Raw genomic sequence first — 22417 nt, forward strand, 5'->3', positions numbered from 1 at the left:
CTTTGGCGAAAGCGACGCTTGGGTCTGGTAGCTTAAATAGTGTGTCTTAAGCCTGCGCTTCGGACGGTTGCGTAGCAGCCGACTTCTTGGCTTCTTCGCGCTGCACTTCCTTCATCATCGGCGACGGGCCCGTTTCGGCCTTCTTCATCTTGACGATCAGGTGACGCAGAACAGCGTCGTTGAACTTGAATGCGTGTTCCAGCTCGTCGAGCGTGGTTTGGTCGCATTCGATGTTCATGCAGACGTAGTGAGCCTTCGCGAGTTTCTCGATCATGTAGGCCAGTTGGCGACGGCCCCAGTCTTCGATACGGTGGATCTGGCCACCGTGCGAGGTGATCGTGGACTTGTAACGCTCGATCATGGCGGGCACTTGCTCGCTCTGATCCGGGTGCACGATAAATACGATTTCGTAATGACGCATATTCACTCCTTGTGGATTAAAGCCACCCGGGCGTCGGAACCGGTGCGGCAAGTGAGAAGCCAAAGAGTGTAACCCGAATGGGGCCGGGTTGCAAGATATCTCGTTAGTGCGGCGCACGAATCGGGTGTGTTTTCAACGGTTTAGGGGCGGACGGGGGAGATGGAGTGAGAAAGGCCGGAGTGGCTTTTGACACTTGTGCCAGCCTGCTGCGCGTCAGGGTGCTATCCGCCCGCCCGGCGGGCCCGCAGACCAGCTTTCTGCCCCTGCTCCGCTCGCCCCTCTGCGTTACCGCTCATCGGCACCTGGCGACCGCTCCCCAACCCTCAACCGCCTTCGGTTCGCCCACTGCCGCCTTGCAAGCGCGCCCTGAGCGCCGCTTCGAGACCGCTCAACGCGTCTGGCGCGGCGTCGGTGATCGCCCACCAGGTCATGCCTTCCGCGTCCCAGTGGGCGATCGAATAGCCTTCGTGGCCGAGTGCCGCAGGCGCCGCGCCATCCGCGCCACGGCCTGCCCCCGCGCCCGCCTGCGGGAACACATATACGTCGATCACGTGCTTGCGATAGCGATACACCAGTACCGCCACCCGCTGATGCGCGATGTAGTCGAGCCGGCCGCCCTCCAGCGCGAAGCCGCTGGCCGCGAGATCCTCGACGGGCGGCGAATAGTCGAGCCGGCCGTTGAACCATGGCTTGACCGTATGCCGGTCCGTCGAAATCACGTCGATGTCGCGTCCCGAGACCTGCGCCCGCACATGGCTTTCCACGAGTTCGTCTGCAAACGGCGTGAAATCGGCCGGGCGCCGCCAGTTCAGCGTGACGACCGCCGCCACCGCGCACAGCGCGACTGCGAGCGCCGCCAGCCAGCCCGGCGCGAAGAGGCGCTGCGCGCCGCCCGTGGCGAGCGGCTGGCCGGCGCCGCGGGGCGAGCCGCCCCAGCCGCCCGGCTTGCCCTGACCCGGACCGCGTGCCGGTCCCTGAAACCAGTCCTTCAGCCAGCCGCCAAGCCGCTGCGGCCACGCGGACTGACGCGCAGGCTTCTCGTCCTCCGCCGAAGCGTCCGGCATCGCCGCAGCCCCTGCGGCCCCAGAGCTCCCGGACGCCGCAGACTCCGCCAGTGCCTGATCCACTTCCGGCAATGCGGCGACGATCCGCGCCCGCAGCGACTGCGGCGCGCGATGATAAGGTGCCGCGCGCAGCGCGCCGCCCAGCGCCCGCAGGTGTTCGCTTTCACGCCGGCAGGCCTCGCAGCTCTCGATATGCTGCTGGACGCGCCGTGCATCCGGCGCGGGCAATTCGTGATCGGCATTCGCATCGAGGAGCGGCCGTGCTTCGTTACAGTCCATCCGGCGTCTCCTTGGCGGGGCCGGCGGCGTTGCCGCCGGGGAGGTTCAGAGGCCGGCCGTTCGCAGACGCCCGGAGTGGCATGACCGTCGCGCCAGGCAGCTTGCCGGCGACGGGTATGGCAGCGCGCGCGTCGTTGCCGCCGCCCGGCTCGGCAGCGCATGAGCCAGCCGCGCGACCGCTCTCACGCGGATCGGCGCAATCCGCCAGCGAAGGCGGCGCGGAAGCGGCGGATCGCAAATGCCCGGAAGTCGGCGCGCCGTTACGCGCGTCAGGCGTGCCCCCCGCCGACGCACCACCCATCGCCCCGCCACCGCCCGCCACGCCCTGCGTGTCCACCAGTAGCGCGGCCAGCTTGCGACGCCCGCGCGCGAGCCGCGACATGACCGTGCCGATCGGCACATCGGCCACCGCGGCGATCTCCCGATAACCCATCTCTTCGAGTTCCCGCAAAATCAGCACCTCCCGATACTCGACCGGCAGCAGCGCCAGTGCCTCGTGCACCCGCCTCGTATCCTCGTCACGGATCAGGAGCGCCTGCGGATCGGCGCCGCCCACGCTCCAGCCGTCGAAAGTGGCCTCGTCCATGGTCTCGTCGAATTCGAGCATTTCGTGTGGCGACGCGCGGCGGCGCCACTCGGTGTACCAGGTGCGGCGCACGATCGCCAGCAGCCACGGCCGCGCGGAATCGCCGCGAAACGTATCGAAGAAGCGGAACGCACGCATGAAGGCTTCCTGAACCACGTCCTCCGCGTCGCTGGCGTTGCCGCACAGCCAGCGCGCGAGGTTGTACGCGGCGTCGAGGTGCGGCAGCGCAAGCTGCTGGAAACGGCGGCTCCTCGCTGCATCGGTTTCGCCTCGCTCGCAGGCGTCGGCATCGGTTTCGGTCTGGACCACCTCGGCCCTCCAGGGCATTGCGGCTAGGCTGTGCGGTGCGGCTCGTCGTCACGTTCCTCTCATCGCATAACCGGCCACACGCCGAGTTTATTCCCGCCACCGCCGCCAATCCGCCAAAAGATCGGCGCGCGCACTCCGCGCCCAGCTCATTGCCCGCGCCGCCCGCGCCCCTTTTGTCAATAAGCCGGCCGGTTCCAGTAATCCTCGCTCGCGTACACCTCTTTCAGATAATCGATGAAATAGCGCACCCTGGCCGGCACATAGCGCTGCTGCGGGTAGACCGCGAGAATGTCGTAGTCGGGCAGCGCGAATTCGTCGAGCACGGTTTCGAGTTCGCCGCGCGCCAGCTGCTGCTGGATTTCCCACGTGGAGCGCCAGCCGAGTCCAAGTCCTTCGGATACCCAACGATGCAGCAGTTCGCCGTCGTTGCAGTCGAGCGTCCCGCCCACACGCACGGTCGCCAGCTTGCCGTTGCGGCGAAAATACCAGCCACGGTTCTGCCCGCCTTGCAGATTGAACGCGAGACAGTTGTGGCGCGGCAGATCGTCGAGCGTTTTCGGCTTGCCGTGCCGGCGGAAGTAGTCGGGCGTGCCGCACACCACGCGCCGGTTCGACGCCAGCTTCACGGCGACGAAGTTCGGATCGACCGCGCCGCCGATGCGGATCGACAGGTCATAGCCCTCGCGCACCAGATCCACGACCCGGTCGGTCAGATTGAACGACACCTGCAACTCCGGCTTGTCGGCAAGAAACGCCGGCGCGAGCGGCGCAACGTGCTTTCGCCCGAACGCGGCCGGCGCCGATACGATCAGATGGCCGTTCACCGCGCGGCGTCCGGCGCTCAGTTCGTTTTCCGCCTGATCCCACTCGGTCAGCAGGCCGCGGCAGCGCTCCAGAAATGCGGCGCCCTCTTCGCTGACCACCAGGCGCCGCGTCGAGCGGTACATCAGCTTCACGCCGAGGCGCTTTTCGAGCGCGTCGATGCGGCGGCCGAGAATCACCGGCGACACGCCCTCCTCCAGCGCGGCAGCCGCGAGGCTGCCCGCGTCCGCGACCCGCACGAAGGTTTCGATCTGTTTGAAGCGGTCCATCGCTGTCTCCTCCCCTGCAGAACCGGTCACTGCCGGGCCCCACGCCGGGCCTGGCGCCCATTCAATACTTTTTGTTTCGGAATAAGCGACCCGCACTGATCTTATCAAACCTTTAGGTCGGGCCTACAGTGGCCTCAACACGCTTGAGTTCGCCCCAATCCCAGACATTCAGGAGACATTCATGGCCAAGATGAGAGCCGTCGACGCAGCCGTGCTGGTGCTCGAAAAAGAAGGCATCGACACCGCGTTCGGCGTGCCGGGCGCCGCGATCAACCCGTTCTACTCGGCGATGCGCAAGGCCGGCAACATCAGCCACGTGCTGGCGCGCCACGTCGAAGGCGCGTCGCACATGGCCGAGGGCTATACGCGGGCGCAACCGGGCAACATCGGCGTGTGCATCGGCACCTCGGGCCCCGCCGGCACCGACATGATCACCGGTTTGTACTCCGCGCAGGCCGACTCGATCCCTATTCTCGCTATCACGGGTCAAGCGCCGCGCGCGCGTCTGTACAAGGAAGACTTCCAGGCCGTGGATATCGAATCGATCGCCAAGCCCGTCACCAAATGGGCCGTAACGGTGCGCGAGCCGGCGCTGGTGCCGCGCGTGTTCCAGCAGGCGTTCCATCTGATGCGCTCGGGCCGCCCGGGCCCGGTGCTGGTCGACCTGCCGATCGACGTGCAGCTCGCGGAAATCGAATTCGACATCGACACGTATGAACCGCTGCCGGTCTACAAGCCGAAGGCGACGCGCAAGCAGATCGAAGCCGCGCTGACCATGCTCAACGATGCCGACAAGCCGTTGATCGTCTCCGGTGGCGGCGTGCTGAACGCAGCCGCTGAAGACCTGCTGGTGACGTTCGCCGAAACGCTCGGCGTACCGGTGATCCCGACGCTGATGTCGTGGGGCGCGATTCCCGACGATCATCCGCTGATGGCCGGCATGGTGGGCCTGCAAACTTCGCACCGCTACGGCAACGCGACGATGCTCGCATCCGACTTCGTGCTCGGCATCGGCAACCGTTGGGCGAACCGTCACACGGGCAGCATCGACGTCTACACGAAGGGCCGCAAATTCGTGCACGTGGACATCGAACCGACGCAGATCGGCCGCGTGTTCGGCCCGGATCTCGGCATCGTGTCGGACGCGAAAGCCGCGCTCGAACTGTTCGTCGAAGTGGCTCGGGAATGGAAGGCCGCGGGCAAGCTCAAAGACCGCAGCGCATGGGTCGCCGATTGCCAGCAACGCAAGCGCACCATGCTGCGCAAGACGCACTTCGACAACGTGCCGATGAAGCCGCAGCGCGTCTACGAAGAGATGAACCAGGTGTTCGGCCGCGACACGTGCTATGTGAGCACGATCGGTTTGTCGCAGATCGCCGGCGCGCAATTCCTGCATGTGTACAAGGCGCGCAACTGGATCAACTGCGGCCAGGCCGGCCCGCTCGGCTGGACGATTCCCGCGGCGCTCGGCGTGCGCGCTGCCGATCCGCAACGGCCGATCGTCGCGCTATCGGGCGACTACGACTTCCAGTTCATGATCGAGGAACTCGCGGCCGGTGCGCAATTCAAGCTGCCGTACGTGCATGTGGTGGTGAACAACTCGTACCTCGGCCTGATCCGCCAGGCGCAGCGCGCGTTCGAGATGGATTTCTGCGTGCAGCTCGGCTTCGAGAACATCAACTCGCCGCAGACCAACGGTTATGGCGTGGATCACGTCGCGGTGGCCGAAGGTCTGGGTTGCAAGGCGATCCGCGTGTTCAAGCCGGAAGAACTGAAGCCCGCGTTGCAAAGAGCGCAGTCGATGCTTGCCGAGTTCAACGTGCCGGTGATCGTCGAAGTGATACTCGAGCGCGTGACCAACATTTCGATGGGCACCGAGATCGACGCGATCAACGAGTTCGAGGAACTCGCGGCGACGCGCGCAGATGCGCCGACCGCGATCAGCATGCTCGACTGAGCGTCACCGGTCGCGCATCACTGCGCGATGAATGCGACGGGCAGCGTCGCCATGCCGACCTGCCCTTCGCTGTCGCCAGAAGCCTCAAGACTTATTCCACTGACCGACCAGAGAGACACACGCACCATGCCGAAATTTGCAGCGAATCTCACCATGCTGTTCAACGAAGTCCCGTTCCTCGACCGCTTCGCCGCGGCGGCGGACGCGGGCTTTCACGCCGTCGAATTCCTCTTTCCGTATCCGTATCAGATCGCCGAGTTGAGCGAGCGCCTGCAGCAGAACCGTCTGAAGCTGGTGTTGCACAACCTGCCGGCGGGCAACTGGGAAGCGGGCGAACGCGGCATCGCGTGTCTGCCGGATCGCGTGGGCGAGTTTCAGGAAGGCGTGGGACGCGCGATCGAATACGCGAGCGCGTTGAAGGTGCCGCAACTGAATTGCCTCGTCGGCATTCCGACGGCGGGTGTCGATGCGGACAAGGCGCGCACGGCGATCGTCGACAACCTGCGTTTCGCCGCGGGCGAACTGAAGAACGCCGGCATCAAACTGCTGGTCGAGCCGTGCAACGCGTACGACATTCCCGGCTTCGCGCTGAACCGTTCGAGCGAGGGCCTCGACGTGATTCGTGCGGTCGGCTCGGACAATCTGTTCCTGCAATACGACATCTATCACATGCAACGGATGGAAGGCGAACTCGCGGCGACCATCAGGAAGAACCTGGCGCAGATCGCACACATCCAGCTTGCCGACAACCCGGGCCGCAACGAACCGGGTACCGGCGAAATCAACTACCCCTATCTGTTTTCGCTGCTCGATTCGATTGGCTATGACGGCTACGTCGGCTGCGAGTACAAGCCGCGCACGACCACCGCCGCCGGCCTTTGCTGGGTGCAGAGCATGGCCGGGCAAACGCGCGGCGCGGCGCACGTGGCGGCCTGAGCGGCAAGTCGGGCGCGTCACGCTTCACGCCCAGAAGGAAGTGCCCCCAGGCACACCAAACAACCCTGGAGATTCAGACACATGGCAAAGATCGGTTTCATCGGCCTCGGCATCATGGGCGCGCACATGGCGCGCAACCTCATCAAGGGCGGTCACTCGCTGTTCGTGAACGGCGCCTATCCGGTGCCGGAAGACCTCGCCAGGACGACCAGCGTGGTCGCCAATTCGACCGCCGTCGCGCAGGCCGCCGACATCGTCGTCATCATGGTGCCGGACACGCCTGACGTCGCCAACGTGCTGTTCGCCGACGACGGCGTCGCCGCCGGTCTCACGAAGGGCAAGCTCGTGATCGACATGAGTTCGATCTCCCCGCTCGACACGCAAGCCTTCGCGAAAAAGATCAACGCACTGGGCGTCGACTATCTCGACGCGCCGGTGTCGGGCGGCGAAGTCGGCGCGCGCGAAGCGTCGCTGACGATCATGGTGGGCGGCCCGGAAAAAGCCTTCGCGCAGGCCAAGCCGCTGTTCGAACTGATGGGCAAGAACATCTCGCTGATCGGCGAGAACGGCGCGGGCCAGACCTGCAAGGTGGCGAACCAGATCATCGTCGCGCTGAACATCGAGGCGGTGGCCGAAGCGCTCCTGTTCGCGTCGCGTTCGGGCGCCGATCCGGAGCGGGTGCGCCGCGCGCTGATGGGCGGCTTTGCGTCGTCGCGAATTCTCGAAGTGCATGGCGAGCGCATGACCAAACGCACGTTCGATCCGGGCTTCCGTATCGAGCTGCATCAGAAGGATCTGAACCTCGCACTCGATGGCGCACGCAAGCTCGGCATCGCGCTGCCTCATACCGCGAGCGCGCAGCAGTTGTTCAGCGTGTGCGCGGCGAACGGCGGCAAGGCCTGGGATCACTCGGCGATGGTGCGCGCGCTGGAAATCATGGCGAACTACGAAGTCGCACAGGCGTCGGGCAGCGAAGCCAAGGCGGCTTGACGCGGTTTGCCGGAAGGCGCGTAACAGCGCCTTTTTTGCAGGGGCTACGTTGCCTGTGCCCGCTGCTGCTGCGAGAGAGCCGTACCGACGCACAGCAGCGAAGCGCAACCAGTCATGCAATGAAGCGACAGGCCAATCGGGGAGGCATGCCGCAAGCGTCATCAGCAAGACCGGTGACGCACACGTACAAAAAATACATCAAACCGTCATACCGACTGCCACGATCCGCGCATCGTCGCTTTCACGGCAATCACAGGTGGGGCGCCCGTTCGTCGCGCAGCATGCGCGGCGCAACGGGCAAATCGTGCCGCTCTGGGCTGAGAGCGGCAAGTGGGGTCCGCAGCGGCGCCCGGCGATGCCGGGGAAGCCTTGGTCGGTCAGACGTCGTCGTCGGGTGTCCGGCTGTCGGATTCATCATCATGCTTTTTCCGCCACGCGCCAGTCGCCGCGGCAATCACGCGCACCAATAGCAATCACGGCTCGCGCCCGCTTGCACGTCCGTTTGCATTTGCTTGCAACTCCCCGCCTTCCCCCGAACCTTTTTTGACACATCGTCGCGCGCTTTTCTCCTACACTCGTTGAGTCCGGCTGCACGCGTGACGGACACCACGCGCCCTGAGTTGTTTCTGGTGATGGCGCCTGGGCATGGCGTCCTGCCTGTCGCAGCGCGTGTCGTCCTGAGCGTTTGCCTGATTTCTCAACCAGTGCCTAACCCGTGCGTAAATTTTTTTTGCGCCACCACGTCAGGAGAGTGATCGATGGGTATTCTCAGTTTCATCAAGGAAGCCGGCGAAAAGCTGTTCGGCGCCGCCTCTACGCCCGCGCAAGCCGCACCCGCCGCGCCCGATCTGGCCGCCCTGAATAAAACCGCGGGCGACGCGGTCGCCACGTATATCCGCAGCCAGGGCCTCGACGCGACCAACCTTCAGGTCACGTACGACGGCACGAGCCATACCGTCACCGTCGCCGGTGAGGCGGCAGATCAGCCGACCAAAGACAAGATCCTCGTCGCCGCCGGCAACGTGCAAAACGTCGACAAGGTCGACGATCAACTGACCGTTACCACGCCGGCCGCCGCGCCGACGCAGTTCCATACGGTCGTATCCGGTGACAATCTGTGGAAGATTGCGGAGAAGTACTACGGCAGCGGCGCGAAGAACGATGTGATCTTCCAGGCGAACACGCCGATGCTGAAGAGCCCGGACAAGATTTACCCGGGCCAGGTGCTGGTGATTCCGCCGCAGTGATAAGGCCGGCGTGACACGCCCTTCCGTATCGGCGTAAAGACGCACGCGGAAAACGACAACGCGGCGCTCGGGTCATCGGCCCGAGCGCCGCGTTTTTCATTGAGTGTTCACACTATGCAGCACCGGCGCGAGCCGCCAGTCGGCAGAGCTAGCGCCGCATCGTCAGTACGTGTCGAACACCTTCTGCAATGCAACCGGCCCCGTGCCACCCGCGGCCAGCGCCAGCATCAGCAACACTCGCGCCTTGTACGGATTCAGCGAACCCGCGCTGATGAAACCGAGCGCATCGTCGGCGGCGGCGCCGTTGTGCATCACGTGTCCCGAACCCGCGCGCGACGCACGCACTATCGCCACGCCTTGCGACGCGGCATCGGCGAGCGCCTGCAGCATCGACACGTGAATCGAGCCATTGCCCGTGCCGGCGACGACGATACCGCGCACCCCGGCGGCCACCAGCGCATCGACGGCGATGCGCGACACGCCCGCATAGCTCGTGACGATCTCCACGTGCGGCCAGTTCGAGCCGATCACGAACCCCGTGGCGAGCGTATGCGCGCGCACCACGGCGCGCTGGAATTCCACGCGGCCGTCCTGCACCCAGCCGAGCGCGCCGATCTCCGGCGACTGGAACGCATCCACCGCGTACGTGCTCGTCTTGACCACGTCGCGGGCGCTGTGAATGCGGTTGTTGAACGCGACCAGCACGCCCTGCCCGCGCGAGCCCGCATGTGCGGCGACCGTCACCGCATTCAGCAGATTCAGCGGACCATCGGCGGACAGTGCGGAGGCCGGGCGCATCGCCGCGGTGAGCACCACCGGCTTGTCGGACTTGATGGTCAGATGCAGCAGATACGCAGTTTCTTCGAGCGTGTCGGTGCCATGCGTGACCACTACGCCATCGACGTCGTCGGTGGCGAGCAGCGTATTGATGCGTTGCGCGAGCGTGGTCCAGAGCGACGTTGCCATGTCTTTGCTGTCGACGCTGGCAATCTGTTCGGGCGTGATCCGCGCCACCGTCGACAGGGCCGGCACCACGGCCAGCAATTGATCGACGCCGACGACGCCCGCCTGGTAGCCGGACGTATTGGTCTCGTCCGCGGCCGCCCCGGCGATCGTGCCGCCGGTCGCCAGCACGGCGATGCGCGGCAGCGCGCAAGAGGATGTCAAAGTATTCATGGCCGCGATTGTAAGCGATGCGCCGCGCGCCGCCACGCGGGATTAAACGGATGCCCGTTCGTTTCGGGCCGGCCCGACGTTCGCGCCGGGCTACGCGTGTCAGGCGCGCATCGAGTCACGCGCCAAACCCGCACCGGACCTCGCCGGCCCGGCGCCCTCCTCAAACCGCTTCGCGCAACTGCGCGGCGATGTCCGCTTCGTTGAGCTGCGGCGCGAACATTTCGATCAGCCGGTAGGCGTAGGCGCGCAGGAACGCGCCCTTACGCAGACCGACACGCGTCGTGCTCGCTTCGAACAGATGCTGCGTGTCGAGCGCGACCAGTTCGGTGTCGCGCTTCGGATCGTAGGCCATCGCCGCGACCACGCCGATGCCCATGCCGAGTTCGACGTAGGTCTTGATCACGTCGGCGTCGATCGCGGTCAGCACGACGTCGGGCAGCGCCCCCGCTTTCGCGAACGCCTGGTCGATGTGCGAGCGGCCCGTGAAGTCCTGGTCGTACGTGACGATCGGGAATTCGGCGATCTCGTCGAGCGTCAGATTCGGCCGGCCCACCAGCGGGTGATCCTTCGGCACCACCACGACGTGATGCCACGAATAGCACGGGAACGTGACGATATCCGGGAAGCGGTCGAGCGCTTCGGTCGAAATGCCGATATCCGCTTCGCCGTTGATGATCATCTGCGCGATCTGCTGCGGACTGCCCTGGCGCAGCGCCAGATGCACCTTCGGAAATACTTCGGTGAACTGGCGAATCACCTTGGGCAGCGCGTAACGTGCCTGCGTGTGGGTCGTCGCCACGACGAGATGGCCGCTGTCCTGATCGGCGAACTGGCGCGCGACGCGGCGCAGATTCTCCGCGTCGAGCAGCATCCGCTCGATCAGCTGATGCACCGCCTTGCCCGGCTCGGTCAGGCCCGTCAGGCGCTTGCCGCGCCGGATGAAAATATCGACGCCGAGTTCGTCTTCCAGATCCTTGATCTGTTTCGATACGCCCGACTGCGACGTGTACAGCACGTTCGCCACTTCGGTCAGATTCATGTTCTGACGCACAGCCTCGCGCACGAAGCGCAATTGCTGGAAATTCATTTGTATGTCTCCGGTTCAGCCAGAGTTGAGTTATTCGAGTTCTATCGAAACGTCGGCCGACGTTGCGCTATCCGCTTCCGTCGCCCGGTATGTTGCCGGGTGATGCGCGCAATCTGTCGCTGCGCGCCTGCCTCACTGCGCCGGAAATACGCGCAGTGCGCGCGGCACCGCCGTCACCCCGTCGCCAACCGCCAGTTGCAGATCACGCCACGATTCGCGATCGAGTTCGGCTTCCAGCATATTGCCTTCGCGGCCCGCGAGTTCGACGCGCACCGAGCCGCCCAGCGTCACCACGCGCCGCACGTCGACGACGATGCCTTCGCGATGACCCGCCGCCTGCGGATACAACTGCAGATCGTGCGGGCGCACGTAGGCGAAAGCCGGACCGCTAAAACTGGCGGTAATCGCGACCGGCAGCGCGGCGCCGTCGACCACGAAGCCGCTCGCGTCGACCTTGCCGTGCAGACGGTTCGCCGCACCGAGAAACTCGTAGACGAACGAGGTCTGCGGATGGTCGTACACGTCCTGCGGACTGCCTACCTGCTCCACATGACCGCGATTGAGCACGACGATGCGGTCGGCCACTTCGAGCGCTTCTTCCTGATCGTGCGTAACGAAGATCGTCGAGATATGCAGATCGTCGTGCAGACGCCGCAGCCAGCTGCGCAGCTCCTTGCGCACCTTGGCGTCGAGCGCGCCGAACGGCTCGTCGAGCAGCAGCACTTTCGGCTCGACCGCAAGCGCGCGCGCCAATGCGATCCGTTGCCGCTGACCGCCCGACAGCTCCGACGGATAGCGTTGCGCGAGCCAGTCGAGCTGCACGAGCTTGAGCAATTCATGCACTTTCTCGCGGATCACCGCTTCGGACGGCCGCTCCTTGTGCGGCTTCACGCGCAGGCCGAACGCCACGTTCTCGAACACCGTCATGTGGCGGAACAGCGCGTAATGCTGGAACACGAAACCCACTTCACGCTCGCGCGCGCCGACCGTCGCGACGTCCTGCCCTTGCAGCACGACCTGGCCGCCGTCCGCATATTCGAGTCCGGCGATCACGCGCAGCAAGGTGGTCTTGCCACAACCCGACGGCCCGAGCAGCGCAACCAGTTCGCCCGGCGGAAAATCGAGCGAGACGTTGTCGAGCGCGACGAAATCGCCGAAGCGCTTTTGCAGGTGACGAACAGTGATACCCATTACAGCTCTCCTTGCTTGAGCGGGTGTTGCTGCGACGCATGCGTCGTATTGACGGACTGCTGGAAAGAAGACGGAACGGAACGCGACCCGGCGTGCGATCCCGATGCGGCGACGGTGGACGGCGTGGGCGGCCCAGCGTAGGCAGGCACATCGCGCGCGGCCGACAGTTCCGCCGACATATGGCGCTCGGCGAGCAGCTTGAGCCCCAGCGTCACGAGTGCGAGCAAGGCCAGCACCGACGCCACGGCGAACGCCGCCGAGAAGTTGTATTCGTTGTAGAGAATCTCGACGTGCAGCGGCATCGTGTCGGTCTGGCCACGAATGTGGCCCGACACCACCGAGACCGCGCCGAACTCGCCCATCGCCCGCGCGTTACACAGAATCACGCCGTACAGCAGACCCCACTTGATGTTCGGCAGCGTGACGCGGCGAAAGATCTGCCAGCCCGAGGCGCCGAGCACGTGCGCGGCCTCTTCTTCGTCGTTGCCTTGCGCCTGCATCAGTGGGATCAGCTCGCGCGCGACGAACGGGAACGTGACGAAGATAGTCGCCATCACGATGCCCGGCACCGCGAAGATGATCTGCACGTCATGCGCCTGCAGCCACGGACCGAACCAGCCTTGTGCGCCGAACATCAGCACGTAGATCAAACCCGAAATCACCGGCGACACCGAGAACGGCAGATCGATCAGTGTGGTCAGCAGCGCCTTGCCGCGGAATTCGAACTTCGCGATACACCACGAGGCCAGCAGACCGAACACGAGATTCAACGGCACTGCGATCGCGGCGGTAATCACGGTCAGCTTGATGGCCGCGAGCGCATCGGGATCGGCGAGCGCTTCAAAATAGAACGCGAGACCCTTGTTCAACGCCTGGTAGAACACGGCCACCAGCGGCACGACCAGGAACAGCGCGAGAAACAGCAGCGCGATGCCGGTCAGCAGCCAGCGCACCACGGGCCGCTCGGTCACCGGATCGGGCCGGCGCGCGACGTTCAGCGGCGCACGCGGGGCCACGGCCGCGGTCGCGCTCGGCGCCGCGCGGTTCACGTCATGCTCGGGACGGCGGCTCATTGCACACCTGCGCCGATCGCCGCCACACCGGTTGCCGTGCCAGGCGCCGGGCCCGCGCTGCCGCGGCTCGTGCGGCGCTGCAAGTACCATTGCAAGGTATTGATGAACAGCAGCATCAGGAACGCCACCACCAGCATCACCACCGCCAGCGCGGTCGCGCCGGCGTAGTCGTACTGCTCGAGCTTGGTGATGATCAGAAGCGAGGTGATTTCCGATTTCATCGGCACGTTGCCGGCGATGAAGATCACCGAGCCGTATTCGCCGAGCGCACGCGCGAACGCGAGCGCGAAGCCCGTCAGGAGCGCCGGGAACACCGCCGGCAGCACGACGCGGCGAAACGTCAGCCAGCGCGTCGCGCCGAGGCACGCGGCGGCCTCTTCCTGCTCGCGCTCGAACTCTTCGAGCACCGGTTGCACCGTGCGCACGACGAACGGCAAGCCGATGAAGGTCAGCGCGACCAGCACACCCGCCGGCGTGAAGGCGATCTTGATGCCGAGCGGTTCGAGAAACTGCCCGATCCAGCCGTTGCCCGAGTACACCGCCGCGAGCGAAATGCCGGCGACCGACGTGGGCAGCGCGAACGGCAGATCGACCACCGCGTCGACGATGCGCTTGAACGGGAACGTGTAGCGCACCAGCACCCACGCGACCAGAAAGCCGAACACCGCGTTGATCAGCGCGCCGCCGAGCGCCGAGAAGAACGTCAGCCGGTACGACGCGAGCACCCGCGGCGACGTGACCGCGCGCACGAACTGGTCCCAGTCGAGCGTCGCGGTCTTGAGAAAGGTCGCCGCAAGCGGAATCAGCACCACGAGGCTCAGATAAGCCACCGTGATGCCGAGTGTCAGGCCAAAGCCGGGCAATGCACTCGGCTTTCGGAAGGTCAACGTCGTCATGCTGGATACTCGTTCAGGTTGATGCTGGCGTTTGATCTTCGGCCAACGGGTCCGGATTCCGGTTGGCCAGAAGCGCGCCCACTGGGCGCGCCCGGAAGTGGCGCGCCGCCGCGCCGGTGTATCGATGCCGGTTAGGGCATCGACAGCGTTATTGAGGCTGGTAGATCGAGTCGAACACACCGCCGTCGGCAAAGTGCGTCTTCTGCGCGTTGGCCCAGCCGCCGAACGAATCGTCCACCGTGTACAGCTTCAGCTTCGGAAACTTCGCGGTCAGGTCGGCCGGCACCTTGTTCGAACGCGGACGGTAGAAGTTGCGCGCGGCGATCTCCTGGCCTTGCTCGCTATACAGGAAGTTCAGATACGCCTCGGCCAGCTTGCGCGTGCCGCGCTTGTCGACGACCTTGTCCACCACCGCGACCGGCGGCTCGGCGAGAATGCTCACCGACGGCACGACGATTTCAAACTTGTCCGGACCGAACTCCTTCAGCGACAGGAACGCTTCGTTTTCCCACGCGATCAGTACGTCGCCGATGCCACGCTGCACGAAGCTGGTAGTCGCGCCACGCGCGCCCGAGTCCAGCACGCCGGCGTTCTTATACAGCTTGCCGACGAATTCCTTCGCTTTCTGGGCATTGCCGCCCGGCTGATGTTGCGCGTACGCCCACGCCGCGAGGTAGTTCCAGCGCGCGCCGCCCGAAGTCTTCGGATTCGGCGTGACGATCGACACACCCGGCTTGATCAGATCGTCCCAGTCCTTGATGTGCTTCGGGTTGCCCTTGCGCACGAGGAACACGATCGTCGACGTGTACGGCGACGCGTTGTCCGGCAAGCGCTTTTGCCAGCCCTTGTCGAGCAGCCCCTTGCCGGCGAGCGCATCGATGTCGTAGGCGAGTGCGAGGGTGACGACGTCCGCCTGCAGGCCGTCGAGCACCGAGCGCGCCTGCGCGCCGGAACCGCCGTGCGACTGCTTGAAGGTGATCGTCTCGCCGGTCTTCGTTTTCCATTCCTTGCCGAACGCCTGGTTGACCTCCTGATACAGCTCGCGCGTCGGGTCGTAGGAAACGTTCAGCAGTGTGGTGTCGGCCGCATGCGCCGGTGTCATCGCGCCGAGCGCGCCGGCCGCGCCGAACGCGAGCGCCGCGATGAGTTGCTTCGTTTTCCGAGCCAGCCCCGTGTGTCGATGATTCATGTGAACTTTCTCCGCGTGTAGTGCGCTGAAACCAGCGTGGTGTTGTTCTGCGTCGCGGTCACGTGCACATGAGCGGCAACTGGAAGGCAGTCTATCGAAGCGCTTTCATCATTAAAAATAATGTTTCTTCATTCTTTAATACGCAAAAGTGGTAATGACAGCTGGATAAGGCGTTGCGGCATGAAAACGGACGTTTGGACGCCGATTACGGGCGCCGTAACGGCACCCAGGGTCACGAACTTAAAGTAAAGCTTGAATTGCGCCGAATACTGTATAAAAATACAGTCACCTGTTCATACATACAGTGGCCATGACAAAACTCACCGCACGACAGCAGCAGGTTTTCGATCTGATTCGCCGGGCGATCGAACGCACCGGTTTTCCGCCCACCCGCGCGGAAATTGCCGCCGAACTGGGCTTCAGCTCGGCCAACTCGGCAGAAGAACATTTGCGCGCGCTCGCTCGCAAGGGTGTGATCGAACTCGCCGCCGGCGCGTCACGCGGTATTCGCCTGCTGGCGGGCCCGGAAGATTCACCGCATCAGTTCACGCTGCCGCACTCGAGCATCATGCAGCTGTCGCTGCCGCTGATCGGCCGGGTGGCTGCCGGCAGCCCGATCCTCGCGCAGGAACATATCTCGCAGCACTTCGCGTGTGATCCGGCGCTGTTCTCGAGCAAGCCCGACTACCTGTTGAAGGTGCGCGGGCTGTCCATGCGCGACGCAGGCATCTTCGACGGCGACCTGCTCGCGGTGCAAAAGAAGAGCGAGGCGAAAGACGGCCAGATCATCATCGCCCGGCTCGGCGACGACGTCACGGTCAAGCGCCTGAAGCGTCGGCCGAACGGCCTCGAGCTGATCGCGGAGAACCCCGATTACGAGAACATTTTCGTTGAAACCGGCAGTGCGGAATTCGCGCTGGAGGGCATCGCCGTGGGGCTGATCCGCCCTGGCGAGTTCTAAGCCACCGCGCCTGTTCGCTTAATCCCACGCCGCATCAACGCTGCATCGCCTGGAGAGACTCATGGAACGCCTTGCCCGCCTGCTGCCCTTTCGCCAGTTCGGCCGTTTGCGCCATTTGCGCAATGTGGTGCCTTGCTCATTGATCGAAGCACCGGCTCAGGACTCCGCGTCGCTGTTCGACGCGCCCGCTGATACGGCGAGCCTGCCGTCGTCGTTGCCGGCGTTTGCCCGTGTGTCGTTGAACTCCGGGTTGAATACGGCGGAACCTGCACGGCGCGCGCCGGTGCGCGTCTATCATGGGCCGTCGCGGCTGATCATGGTGGGCACGGTCGACGCGGTGTGCCGCATGATCGACCGGTGCATTGCCGATGAAGCCAATGTGCATGGTGCAGTCTTCGAGTCGTGAGCGTGTGTGTCATGAGCAGTAAAGAGGCCGCACCATGGAGGCCGCACCATGCCTCACGCATCGCGGTTGTCGTGCTCGCTTTTCAGACCTGCTGTTCGGATATTTGCATAGAATGGGATTGTTTTTGCGGGGCCGTAGTCCACGTTAAATCCAATCTGATCGGGAGTTCCATTCGATGACAGGTCCGACACGAACCAAGGGCGCCGCCACCCGGCCGCTGCTGATCGCGCTGGTTGTAGTCGTAGTGATTGCGGCACTCGGGTTTGCTTACGCGTCACCCTATATCGCGCTGAATAATCTCAAACGCGCGGCAGATGCGCGCGACGCGCAAACCGTCAATCAATACGTGGATTTTCCCGCGTTGCGCGGCAGCCTGAAGGAGCAGATCGCAGGCATGCTGACGCGCCGGCTGGACGCGGATAACGACAGCAAAATGGCCACCATCGGCGCGATGATCGGCGTGACGCTGATCGGTCCGCTGGTGGATTCCTATGCGACACCAGACGGCGTCGCAGCCTTACTGAATGGCATGCCGCCGCGCGGCGATCCTGGCGAACATCCGCCTGCCCCAGCCACGCAAACGCCTGCCTCTCCCGCCGCTGGCGACACCCCCACCACCGCAACGGCCCCGGCATCTCGGCAAACCACGGCAGGCTATCGCGGCCTCAATGAGTTCGTCGTCACTTACCGGCGCGGCGAAGCCAACGCGCACTACTCGGCGGTCTTCCGGCGCGAAGGTCTGTTCACGTGGAAGCTCGCCGCAATCAATCTGAACGAATGACCGGCCGGCCGTTACGGCCAGCCACTCGCTCCATACGCGCGTCCCCACGCAGCAAGCCGCATCAAGCCGCGGCTTGCTGCTGCTCCTGCGCGGAAGAACACGCCACCAGAATGCTGCACGACACGCGATCGAGCAGCGGCGTGTTGCCTGCCCCCATCCACCATCGCGACAAGCCGGTGCGGCAGCGATGTCCTACCACCACGAGATCGACATGCAGGTCATTGGCGAGGTTCGCAATCTCGTCGATGGGATGACCGAACGCGAAATGCCCTTGCGCGTGCACACCACGTTCGGTGAGCCAGTCCACCCCTTCCTGCAGGATGTCGCGCGCGGTTTTTTCGAAGCTGCCGCAGGCCACATCGGTCAGCAGACCTGCGCTTTGCGCAATGCTGGAGCGCATGTCGACCACGGACAGCAAATGCGTTTCAGCCTTCAGGTCCAACGCGAGGTCGGCGCCGCAACGCAGCGCTTTGCGGCCTTCGCGCGAGCCGTCGTAACACAGCAGAATTTTTTGGTAGCTCGCCATGGTTTTCTCCCTTCGCGCAGGAAGCGCGGGCTGAATGAATCATGGTGCGCCGCAATTCAGGTTGCAAGGGATGGAAAACGCTATGTGCGCGGGCCGTGCGCCCTAAACCGGTGCGCGCGGGCTTGTGCGAGCTTCGCAGTGGTTAGGCAAACGGATGCGGCAGTGCAAAACCCGGCCTCCGAATCGCTATCCGCCTACCGACGTCAACCTGCCGATGCCCTAGAATAGGCGGCCTTCCCGGCCATTCGCGTCTTTCCCGGAGCCTCGATCGAGTTATGCCTGAAGCCGCCATTGAATTCCACCAGGTCAAGAAAAGCTACGGCGAAAAAACGGTCGTCGATGGACTGTCGTTTCATGTCAACGCCGGCGAATGCTTCGGTCTGCTCGGCCCGAACGGCGCGGGCAAGACGACCACCTTGCGCATGCTGCTCGGCATCGCGGCACCCGACGCCGGCGCGATCCGCCTATGCGGCGAGCCGATCCCGGGCCGCGCGCGGCTCGCGCGGGCGCGCGTCGGCGTGGTGCCGCAATTCGACAATCTCGATCCCGACTTCACCGTGCGCGAAAACCTGCTCGTGTTCGGCCGTTACTTCGGCCTGAGCGCCGCGCAGTGCCGCGCGATGGTGCCGTCGCTGCTCGAATTCGCGCGGCTCGAAAGCAAGGCCGATGCGCGCGTGAGCGAGCTGTCGGGTGGCATGAAACGGCGTCTGACGCTGGCACGCGCGCTCGTCAACGACCCCGACGTGCTGATCATGGACGAGCCGACCACCGGCCTCGATCCGCAGGCGCGCCATCTGATCTGGGAACGACTGCGCTCGCTGCTCACGCGCGGCAAGACGATCCTGCTGACCACCCACTTCATGGAGGAAGCCGAGCGCCTCTGTCACCGGCTATGTGTGATCGAAGAAGGCCGCAAGATTGCCGAAGGCGCGCCGAGCGAGCTGATCGCATCCGAGATCGGCTGCGACGTGATCGAGATCTTCGGTCCCGATCCGCTTGCATTGCGCGATGAACTGGCGCCGCTCGTCGAACGAACCGAGATCAGCGGCGAGACGCTGTTCTGCTACGTGAACGACGCGCAGCCGGTGCATGCGCGGCTCAAGCAGCGCGCCGATCTGCGCTATCTGCACCGGCCGGCGAATCTGGAGGACGTGTTCCTGCGGCTCACGGGCCGCGAGATGCAGGATTGAAGACACCGCCACCGCCGAAGCCATCACGACACCGCACGAGACACGCAATGGACGCACGCACTTACGACCCCCCTGGCGACACGCCGTCGAAACAGGAGCCCTTCGCCGCCTTTCCGGCCAACGCCGTCAACTGGATTTCGGTATGGCGCCGCAACTATCTGGTCTGGAAGAAGCTCGCGCTCGCGTCGATGTTCGGCAATCTCGCCGATCCGATGATTTATCTGTTCGGCCTCGGCTTCGGGCTCGGGCTGATGGTCGGACACGTCGACGGCGTGTCGTACATCGCGTTTCTGGCGGCGGGCACGGTGGCGTCGAGCGTGATGATGTCGGCGAGTTTCGAGTCGATGTATTCGGGCTTCTCGCGCATGCACGTGCAGCGCACGTGGGAGGCGATCATGCATACACCGCTGACACTCGGTGACATCGTGCTGGGCGAGGTGATCTGGGCGGCCAGCAAGTCGATGCTGTCGGGTGCGGCGATCATGCTGGTGGCGGGCGCGCTCGGCTACGCGAATTTCCCGTCGATGCTGCTGGCGTTGCCGGTGATCGTGCTGACCGGGCTCGCGTTCGCGAGCATCGCGATGGTCGTGACGGCGCTCGCGCCGTCGTACGACTTTTTCATGTTCTATCAGACGCTGGTATTGACGCCGATGTTGCTGCTCTCCGGCGTGTTCTTTCCCGCATCGCAACTGCCCGCGGCCGCGCGAGCGGTGACCGGCGTGCTGCCGCTCGCGCATGCGGTCGATCTGATGCGCCCGGCGATGCTCGGGCGGCCCCTCGACAACGCGCTTCTGCATCTGACCGTGCTGGCGGCTTATGCGGTGGGCGGGTTTGTCGTGTCGGCGATTCTGTTTCGACGACGGATGATGAAATAGCGCCCGCCTGTCGAATACACTGAATACGTCGAATGACTTCAATAGCCGCAGCTGGCGTGCAGGCTGATGGACCTGCGGCAACCCGAGGCGCGTCAGTGCCAGCATCCGCGCACGCGCCCGAAAAACAATTCCCTTCAGTCCTCTTCGTCCGTCCACGGAATGTCGACGTCGGAGATGAACGCCACCGTCGCGAACGGGCCGCCATCCTGGCGCCCGATCTTGCCATCCGCGCGCTGCCATTCGACCCGGAACACCGTGCCCGGATCGTCGGCAATCAGGCGCACGGTCCGAACCTCATCGGGATCGGCTTCCTCGACGGGACCATCGAGCGAAACCTGCAGTTCCTGCGGCCACAGTCCATCGGCGGGATCGTAAATCTTGTCGCCATCGGGAATCAGCGTGAACGCTTCCACACCGATGGTCGCCGAAGCGTCGACGATCATCTTGCCCAGCGCGCGCAGCAAGGCTGTCGCCCGTGCCGAATTCGCCTGACGGATTGCCAGATCCCCGCGCGTGAGCGCCTGCTCGAGTTTTGGGTTTGTTTTTTGTTGCGCCATTCGATGTCCTGAGTCCTATCGCTCTGTTGTGTGCGGCGGGCATGTCGATGGCCTGCCGCGCTCGATTTTTCGGGCTGAATCCTACCACTGGTGCCCCTCAGGAGGACTTCCTTCGGGCGTGCGCTGCAGCATTGCAGCACCCACAGCCCGGTTCTTCCCGCTCGCCTCCGTCCACCTCAGTTTAGGTCGTGAATCGGGTTCCTGGAGGGACATTTGCCTGCCAGCTGACGAATGCGGTCTTTTCAGATGTGAGCACACGCGACCGGTGCGCAGATCAGCCCCCCTACCGGCGTGGCGATGACTAGCGCAAGAGTTGGCGTCGCTCGTGACGATCCGGCTGATCGATGCAAGCGCTCATCGCGTTCGCGCCCGGTGTGTTCTGGATGTTCTATGCGCAGGACGGAAAGTTGGCACGCGCTTCAAGCGGCGGTATGGGCGAAGCCCAAGCAAACGACATCGCAGCCGCTCTGGCGACCACGCCAAAGCGAGCTGCCGCGCGGGTTCATGCCTCGCTCGAAACCACTTCGAACCAGGCTTGTCGACCCACGCTCGACGACCCCATCAAGGCGCCGGGTTCGGCTGCAACTCATGCAGCGCGTCGATCTCCGCAAGCACTTCCGGCGAAAGCTTCACCTCGGCGCTGGCGATGTTTTCCTTCAACTGATCGAGCGAGGTTGCGCCGATCAGATTGCTGGTCACGAACGGCCGGCTGTTGACGAACGCGAGCGCGAACTGCGCGGGCGACAGGCCATGACGTTTCGCGAGTTCCACATAGCGCGTGGTCGCCTGAACCGCTTGCGGCTTGCTGTAACGCGCGAAGCGCTCGAACAGCGAGATGCGGGCGCCGGCCGGGCGCGCGCCGCCTTCATACTTGCCCGACAGCCAGCCGAACGCGAGCGGCGAATAGGCGAGCAAGCCGATGTTGTCGCGATGCGCGTACTCGGACAGACCCGCTTCATACGTGCGGTTCAGCAGGCTATACGGATTCTGGATGCTGACGATGCGCGGCAAGCCGAGCTTTTCGGCCGCGCGCAGGAACTGCGCGACACCCCACGGCGTTTCATTCGACACGCCGATGTGGCGCACCTTGCCCGCCTTGACGAACTCGGCGAGCACCGACAGCGTTTCTTCGATCGGCACCGTGTACGCGTCGTCGACCCACGGATAAGCGGGACGGCCAAACGTCATCGTGCTGCGATCCGGCCAGTGCAGTTGATACAGATCGACGTAGTCCGTTTGCAGGCGCTTCAGGCTGCCGTCGAGCGCTTCGGTCAGGTTCTTGCGATCGAACTGATTGCCCTCGCCGCGAATATGGCGCGGATTGTGCGGCTGACGCGCCGGTCCGGCGATCTTGGTGGCGAGCACGATTTTCTCGCGAGCGCTGCGATGCTGCGCGAGCCAGCTGCCGATGTAGCGTTCCGTCGAGCCCTGCGTTTCGGCGCGCGGCGGCACCGGGTACATTTCGGCGGTGTCGATCAGGTTGACGCCATGATCGAGCGCGTAATCGATCTGCGCATGCGCTTCCTGCTCGGTGTTCTGCTCGCCCCACGTCATGGTGCCGAGACCGATCAGGCTAACCTGCACATCGGAGTCGCCGAGTCTGCGGTGTTCCATCTATCTTGTCCTGTT

22 protein-coding genes are annotated in these 22417 nt (G+C 64.4%); 9 read left to right on the forward strand and 13 right to left on the reverse strand.

Annotation, left to right across the window (positions count from 1 at the left end; all coding sequences use genetic code 11):
- Positions 1-46: 46 nt before the first annotated feature.
- The 4 genes from rpsF to B0G69_RS15910 all read right to left on the reverse strand — a co-directional run bounded on the left by rpsF (position 47) and on the right by B0G69_RS15910 (position 3750).
- A complete protein-coding gene (rpsF, locus tag B0G69_RS15895; protein WP_006048823.1) occupies positions 47-421 on the reverse strand; it encodes a 30S ribosomal protein S6 in 375 nt (124 codons plus the stop codon).
- A gap of 323 nt (positions 422-744) precedes the next feature.
- On the reverse strand, positions 745-1764 hold the full coding sequence (locus tag B0G69_RS15900) for a zf-HC2 domain-containing protein (RefSeq protein ID WP_121318447.1): 1020 nt from the start codon (positions 1762-1764) through the stop codon (positions 745-747).
- Positions 1754-2659: an RNA polymerase sigma factor gene (locus tag B0G69_RS15905; protein WP_121318449.1), complete on the reverse strand. Its 906-nt coding sequence runs from the start codon at positions 2657-2659 to the stop codon at positions 1754-1756. The genes B0G69_RS15900 and B0G69_RS15905 overlap by 11 nt, the downstream gene beginning before the upstream one ends.
- Positions 2660-2835: 176 nt before the next feature.
- Complete coding sequence (locus B0G69_RS15910; protein ID WP_121318451.1) at positions 2836-3750, reverse strand: LysR family transcriptional regulator; 915 nt, start codon at positions 3748-3750, stop codon at positions 2836-2838.
- A gap of 181 nt (positions 3751-3931) precedes the next feature.
- Here B0G69_RS15910 and gcl point away from each other — a divergent pair, with 181 nt between their 5' ends.
- The 4 genes from gcl to lysM all read left to right on the forward strand — a co-directional run bounded on the left by gcl (position 3932) and on the right by lysM (position 8880).
- Positions 3932-5707, forward strand: coding sequence for a glyoxylate carboligase (gcl, locus tag B0G69_RS15915; RefSeq protein ID WP_121318453.1), 1776 nt, complete (start codon positions 3932-3934; stop codon positions 5705-5707).
- Positions 5708-5833: 126 nt separating this feature from the next.
- Entirely contained in the window at positions 5834-6643 is an 810-nt protein-coding gene (gene hyi / locus B0G69_RS15920) for a hydroxypyruvate isomerase (protein WP_121318455.1), read from the forward strand.
- A gap of 81 nt (positions 6644-6724) precedes the next feature.
- Entirely contained in the window at positions 6725-7633 is a 909-nt protein-coding gene (locus B0G69_RS15925; protein WP_121318457.1) for a 2-hydroxy-3-oxopropionate reductase, read from the forward strand.
- A gap of 758 nt (positions 7634-8391) precedes the next feature.
- Positions 8392-8880, forward strand: coding sequence for a peptidoglycan-binding protein LysM (gene lysM, locus B0G69_RS15935; RefSeq protein ID WP_121318459.1), 489 nt, complete (start codon positions 8392-8394; stop codon positions 8878-8880).
- Positions 8881-9042: 162 nt separating this feature from the next.
- On the opposite strand, the gene B0G69_RS15940 is transcribed toward lysM, so the two are convergent.
- From B0G69_RS15940 to B0G69_RS15965, 6 genes are all read right to left on the reverse strand, one after another.
- The gene (locus B0G69_RS15940) at positions 9043-10056 is read right to left on the reverse strand and encodes an asparaginase (protein ID WP_121319465.1); all 1014 of its coding nucleotides are present in this window, start codon (positions 10054-10056) and stop codon (positions 9043-9045) included.
- A 160-nt stretch (positions 10057-10216) separates the two neighbouring features.
- Positions 10217-11143 (reverse strand): CysB family HTH-type transcriptional regulator, encoded by a 927-nt coding sequence (locus tag B0G69_RS15945; RefSeq protein WP_042323869.1) that lies wholly within the window; start codon positions 11141-11143, stop codon positions 10217-10219.
- Between the two features lie 132 nt (positions 11144-11275).
- Positions 11276-12334: a sulfate ABC transporter ATP-binding protein gene (locus B0G69_RS15950; RefSeq protein WP_121318461.1), complete on the reverse strand. Its 1059-nt coding sequence runs from the start codon at positions 12332-12334 to the stop codon at positions 11276-11278.
- Positions 12334-13407, reverse strand: coding sequence for a sulfate ABC transporter permease subunit CysW (gene cysW, locus B0G69_RS15955; protein WP_199731226.1), 1074 nt, complete (start codon positions 13405-13407; stop codon positions 12334-12336). Before cysW ends, B0G69_RS15950 begins: the two co-directional genes overlap by 1 nt.
- Positions 13404-14303: a sulfate ABC transporter permease subunit CysT gene (cysT, locus tag B0G69_RS15960; RefSeq protein ID WP_121318463.1), complete on the reverse strand. Its 900-nt coding sequence runs from the start codon at positions 14301-14303 to the stop codon at positions 13404-13406. Before cysT ends, cysW begins: the two co-directional genes overlap by 4 nt.
- A 148-nt stretch (positions 14304-14451) precedes the next feature.
- A complete protein-coding gene (locus B0G69_RS15965; protein ID WP_121318465.1) occupies positions 14452-15492 on the reverse strand; it encodes a sulfate ABC transporter substrate-binding protein in 1041 nt (346 codons plus the stop codon).
- Between the two features lie 310 nt (positions 15493-15802).
- Here B0G69_RS15965 and lexA point away from each other — a divergent pair, with 310 nt between their 5' ends.
- The 3 genes from lexA to B0G69_RS15980 all read left to right on the forward strand — a co-directional run bounded on the left by lexA (position 15803) and on the right by B0G69_RS15980 (position 17640).
- Positions 15803-16453: a transcriptional repressor LexA gene (lexA, locus tag B0G69_RS15970; RefSeq protein ID WP_121318467.1), complete on the forward strand. Its 651-nt coding sequence runs from the start codon at positions 15803-15805 to the stop codon at positions 16451-16453.
- A 61-nt stretch (positions 16454-16514) separates the two neighbouring features.
- On the forward strand, positions 16515-16859 hold the full coding sequence (locus tag B0G69_RS15975) for a hypothetical protein (RefSeq protein ID WP_147440734.1): 345 nt from the start codon (positions 16515-16517) through the stop codon (positions 16857-16859).
- Between the two features lie 175 nt (positions 16860-17034).
- Positions 17035-17640 carry a DUF2939 domain-containing protein gene (locus tag B0G69_RS15980; RefSeq protein ID WP_121318471.1) on the forward strand — a complete coding sequence of 202 codons (606 nt, stop codon included), beginning with the start codon at positions 17035-17037 and terminating at the stop codon, positions 17638-17640.
- Positions 17641-17701: 61 nt separating this feature from the next.
- Here B0G69_RS15980 and B0G69_RS15985 read toward each other — a convergent pair whose 3' ends face one another.
- On the reverse strand, positions 17702-18166 hold the full coding sequence (locus B0G69_RS15985; protein ID WP_121318473.1) for a universal stress protein: 465 nt from the start codon (positions 18164-18166) through the stop codon (positions 17702-17704).
- A gap of 275 nt (positions 18167-18441) precedes the next feature.
- On the opposite strand from B0G69_RS15985, the gene nodI reads away from it, so the two are divergent.
- Together nodI and B0G69_RS15995 are read left to right on the forward strand one after the other, a co-directional pair.
- The gene (nodI, locus tag B0G69_RS15990) at positions 18442-19356 is read left to right on the forward strand and encodes a nodulation factor ABC transporter ATP-binding protein NodI (protein ID WP_121318475.1); all 915 of its coding nucleotides are present in this window, start codon (positions 18442-18444) and stop codon (positions 19354-19356) included.
- 47 nt (positions 19357-19403) lie between these two features.
- Positions 19404-20231, forward strand: coding sequence for an ABC transporter permease (locus tag B0G69_RS15995; RefSeq protein ID WP_121318477.1), 828 nt, complete (start codon positions 19404-19406; stop codon positions 20229-20231).
- Positions 20232-20365: 134 nt separating this feature from the next.
- On the opposite strand, the gene B0G69_RS16000 is transcribed toward B0G69_RS15995, so the two are convergent.
- A complete protein-coding gene (locus tag B0G69_RS16000) occupies positions 20366-20788 on the reverse strand; it encodes a hypothetical protein (RefSeq protein ID WP_121318486.1) in 423 nt (140 codons plus the stop codon).
- A gap of 561 nt (positions 20789-21349) precedes the next feature.
- Positions 21350-22402 (reverse strand): NADP(H)-dependent aldo-keto reductase, encoded by a 1053-nt coding sequence (locus B0G69_RS16005; RefSeq protein ID WP_121318488.1) that lies wholly within the window; start codon positions 22400-22402, stop codon positions 21350-21352.
- Positions 22403-22417: the final 15 nt, after the last annotated feature.

It is taken from the genome of Paraburkholderia sp. RAU2J, assembly GCF_003634845.1.
Classification (GTDB): domain Bacteria; phylum Pseudomonadota; class Gammaproteobacteria; order Burkholderiales; family Burkholderiaceae; genus Paraburkholderia; species Paraburkholderia fynbosensis.